The organism is Mesorhizobium sp. M6A.T.Cr.TU.017.01.1.1, from assembly GCF_004023115.1.
In the GTDB taxonomy this organism is placed as follows: Bacteria; Pseudomonadota; Alphaproteobacteria; order Rhizobiales; family Rhizobiaceae; genus Mesorhizobium; species Mesorhizobium mediterraneum.
Genome location: NZ_RZTA01000221.1, coordinates 1 through 4171 on the forward strand (window position 1 = coordinate 1; position 4171 = coordinate 4171).

Genomic DNA, 4171 nt, shown 5'->3' on the forward strand with positions numbered 1-4171 from the left:
TTGCCGCCGTCGATGACGTTTCCTTCGACATCGAGCCCGGCGAGACGCTGGCGCTGGCCGGGCCTTCCGGCAGCGGCAAGTCGACGATCGCGCGGCTGCTGCTGCGGCTGATCGAGCCCGACGCCGGCCGCGTCGAGTTCGAAGGCGGCGATTTCCTGTCCCTGAACGGCGCTGCCTTGCGCGCCCAGCGTGCTCGTCTGCAAATGGTGTTCCAGGACCCGCTTGCCGCCTTCAACCCGCGCGCCAGCGTCGCACGCGTGCTCGACGACCCCCTGCGCATCCATGGCATCGCCTCTCGAAAGGAGCGCCCGCGCCGCATCGCTGCTTTGCTGGAGCGCGTCGGCCTGAGCGCCGATCTCGCCGGCCGCGCCATCCACGAGATTTCTGGCGGCCAGCGCCAGCGCGTCGCGATTGCCCGCGCCATCGCGACAAAGCCATCGCTGATCGTGCTCGACGAAGCAGTGTCTGCGCTCGACGTATCCGTGCGCCGACAGATCCTGCAATTGCTGCTCGATCTGCAACGCGAGGAACGGATCGCCTATCTGTTCATTTCGCATGATCTCGGCGTTATCAGCGCCATTGCCCATCGTGTCGTCATCCTCGACGCCGGCCGCACCGCCGAGAGCGGCGACGCCCGTGCCGTCATCGACGCGCCGCAGTCGGCGATCGGCAAGGCGCTGGTGGCGGCAGCGCCAAAACTGAACAGGACCAGCAAAGACTCAGACGCGGCCGATCGTCAGTAACCGAGCGCGCAACCATCCTTGCGTGGATCGGACGCGCCGGTAAGCGTCCCCTTGTCCCAGTCGATCAGCACCAACTGACCGCCGCCATGCGGCTCGGTCGCGATGGACAGCTGATGGCCCCGCTCGCGCAGGCCGGCGATCGCATCGGCCGGAACGCCACGCTCCACCTCCACAGTATCTTGTCTGTAAAACACCCTCGGCGCATCCAGCGCCTCCTGCGGGTCCATGCCGAAATCGATCATGTTGGTGAGCAGGTGGACATGGCCGAACGGCTGGTAGCCGCCACCCATCACGCCGAACGGCATGATCGCCCGGCCCTTGGCTGTCACCATGCCCGGCATGATGGTGTGCATGGGGCGTTTTCCCGGTGCGATGCAGTTTGGGTGGTCCGCCGCCAGGCAGAAGCTGCTGCCGCGGTTCTGCAGCACGACCCCGGTTTTTGGGCCAACCAACCCGCTGCCGAACGAATGAAAAGTCGAGTTGATGAAGCTGACCGCATTACGGTCGCGGTCGACCACCGAGATGTAGACGGTATCGCTCGGCTGAAGCTCAAGCCGAGGCAGATGCGTCATCGCGCGCGCCGGATCGATCTCGGCGCGAAGCTGGTCCGCATGGGATCTGGACAACAACTGCTGCACGGGGACATGGACCTGGTTCTGGTCGCCGATGAAATTGTCGCGGTCCTGATAGGCAAGCCGCCCCGCCTCGATCTCGAGGTGAAAGCGCTCGGCGCCGTTCGGTTCCAGCGAGCCGAGCGAAAAGCCCGACAGCACATTCAGCATGATCAGTGCCGTCAGCCCCTGGTTGTTCGGCGGCATCTGATGGATATCGTAGCCCCGGTAGGACGTGCCGACCGGCCTGACATAGTCGCCCTTCGTGGCCGCAAAATCGTCGAGCGCATGCAGCCCACCGAGAGCACGCAGACGCGACACCAAGTCGTCGGCAACCTCGCCTTCATAGAAGCCGGCACGACCGCGGCGCGACACGATGCGTAAGGTGTCGGCCAGTTGCGGCTGTCGGTGCAGCTCGCCGGCCAGCGGCGCCTTTCCATCCGGCAGAAAAATCCGCGCGGCATGTTCGTCGGCGGCCAGCAAGGCAGCACTGTCAGCCCAGTCGAAGGCGACGCGGTCTTGGACGACATAGCCCTGCTCGGCGTAACGTATGGCGGGCGCCAGCGCGGCGTCTATGCCCTTTCTGCCGTGATCCTCGAGCAGCCGGCACCAGGCGTCGATGGCCCCCGGCACGGTAACCGCGTGCGGACCTGATTCAGGCAGTGCGTCATGCCCCCTGTCCAGATACCACTCAGCCGTCGCTGCTGCAGGTGCGCGGCCCGAGCCGTTGAAGGCCAGGACCTCGCCTTGGCCGTTGGGGCAGTAAAGGACGAAACAGTCGCCGCCGATACCGGTCGATTGCGGCTCGACGACTGCCTGCACCGCAGCCGCGCACACGGCTGCGTCCATTGCGTTGCCGCCGGACCGCAGCATCTCGACCGCCGCCAGCGTCGCCAACGGGTGTGATGTCGCGGCCATCGCTTCTGTCGCACGAACCGGCGACCGCCCAGGGAGTTGAAAATCACGCATGCAGGATCAATAGCCTCCGACCAACCAGATGTGAACTGGCAACGGCAGCCAAAGAGCTACGCCACCGAAAGCACCACGACCGACATTACAATCACCGGGCAGCGCTCAACCCTTGGAGATCACCGAGCTCAATCCGCAAACTTGAAAAGATCTGTCGTGTAATCCGGGTATGCGTTCAGCCCATCGAAAAGATCGGCCAGGTCAGGGGTGTCTGCCAATATTCCGGACAAGACCAGCGCAGTCGCCACGCCGGCGCCAATTCCACCGGCGATATCGTGTTCGACGCTGTCGCCGACACAGACCACGGTGCTGCGGTCCGGGTTGCCCGCCAGCGCCAGCGCTGCATCGAAGATCGGCGTGTAGGGCTTGCCGATACGGGTGACGCTGCCGCCGAGGCTCTCGTAGAGATCCGCAAGCTGACCGGCGCCAAAACGAGGCCCCACTGCCGTCAGCATGATTTTGTCGGGGTTGGTGCAGAAGCATGGCACCTGCCGCATTGCTGCCGGTTCAAAAAGTCTGCGATAATGCTCGAGATCGTAGCGATCGCCCTCGCTGGCGGCGATCAGCACCAGCTCGGCATCGTCGCCGTCGCTGGTCAACGCGAAAGACAGACCTTCAATCGCCGAGCGGTCGCCTTCCCTGCTGATCAGCAGGCACTTGGTGTTTGGGCGCAGCTTTCCGGATTTCGCCATTTCGTGAAAAGATCGCCACGCGATCTCGCCGGAAGAGACAAATTGATCCCAGCTTCCTGGTTCGAAGCCGAGCTTCAGCAAGCGGGCCTCGTTGGGCCGTGCCCGCCTGCCGGAGTTCGAGACCAGCACAATCGTCCTGCCTGCGCGCTTCAGCGCCGACAATGCCTCCACGGCGCCCGGATAAGGATTGGTGCCATCGTGCAGCACGCCGAACTGATCGAGCAGGAACACCTGATAGCGCTCAACCAGCGCGCCGATGCCGTCTAGATGCTCAACTGTTTTCGTGCTCACAAAAGCCCCGCTTCGATTGCGCCCATCAGCGCCAGCCGCGCCGTGCCGGCGGCCGCCTCGTCCGAAAGCGCCGGCAGGAAACCGACGCCCAGCTTGCGCTGCCGGATCGCGGTCCAGGCAGGATTTGCCGCACCGCCGCCGACGCTTCTGACCGACGTCAGTCGGGGGGCGCCGAGTTCGGCAAGCCGGCGATAGCCGAGCGCCTCGATCGCTGCAATACCCTCCAACATCGCTTTCAGATAGTCGGCGTCGTCCGCAGGCCGCGGCGTCAGACGTGGCGGCAGAGCAGGATCGGCGATCGGAAAGCGTTCGCCGACCGCCGGAAGCGGATAATAGTCGAGGCCGGTCTCCGTCATGGGGTCGATCGCCGCGCTCAGCTCGATGATGCGCGCGAGGGGAAAATGCTGCGCCAGCACCTTGCCCCCCGAATTCGACGCACCACCCGCCAGATAGGCATCTCCCAACCGGTGACTATAGATGCCGAACTGCGGCGCCGAGATCGGCCGGTCGGAGAGGATCTTGATGGTCAGCGAGGACCCCAGCGCGGTGACGCCGTCGCCAACTGCCGCAGCACCCGTCGCCAGGAACGACGCGCAGCCATCCGTCGTCCCGGCGACCACGGCGACGTCACGCTCCAGGCCGAACAGGTCCGCAGCGCTCGCGGTGAGCGTTCCGACCACATCGCCCGGTTTGACGACATCGGGAAGGAATTCCATGCGCATCCCGGTTGCCGCGATCCAGTCCGGCCAGCGGCGGGCCTCGACGTCGTAACCGGTCTTCAGGGCGTTGTTCTCGTCGCTGATGTCGAAGCGGCCGGAAAACTGTCCCGCGATCCAGTCGGCCTGGTGCAGCACCGCGGCAACAC

General features: G+C 65.0%; 4 protein-coding genes. 1 reads left to right on the top strand and 3 read right to left on the bottom strand.

Translation table 11 applies throughout. The annotated features are described in order from the left end of the window. The coding region (locus EOB36_RS33290) for an ATP-binding cassette domain-containing protein (protein WP_164897702.1) at window positions 1–743 on the top strand (743 nt) is incomplete at its 5' end. Here EOB36_RS33290 and ggt read toward each other — a convergent pair. The 3 genes from ggt to EOB36_RS33305 form a co-directional block, all read right to left on the bottom strand. Continuing rightward, window positions 737–2323: a gamma-glutamyltransferase gene (gene ggt / locus EOB36_RS33295; protein WP_126104811.1), complete on the bottom strand. Its 1587-nt coding sequence runs from the start codon at window positions 2321–2323 to the stop codon at window positions 737–739. The two genes, EOB36_RS33290 and ggt, sit on opposite strands and share 7 nt — an antisense overlap. A gap of 128 nt (window positions 2324–2451) precedes the next feature. Continuing rightward, entirely contained in the window at window positions 2452–3306 is an 855-nt protein-coding gene (locus EOB36_RS33300) for a TIGR01459 family HAD-type hydrolase (protein WP_095488213.1), read from the bottom strand. Beyond that, on the bottom strand, window positions 3303–4171 hold an 869-nt coding region (locus EOB36_RS33305; protein WP_128286558.1), incomplete at its 5' end, for an FGGY-family carbohydrate kinase. The genes EOB36_RS33305 and EOB36_RS33300, both read right to left, overlap by 4 nt.

Bases quoted from the DNA above. Each gene is read 5' to 3' on its own strand.
- ggt (WP_126104811.1), bottom strand. From the start codon at position 2,323: ATGCGTGATTTTCAACTCCCTGGGCGGTCGCCGGTTCGTGCGACAGAA.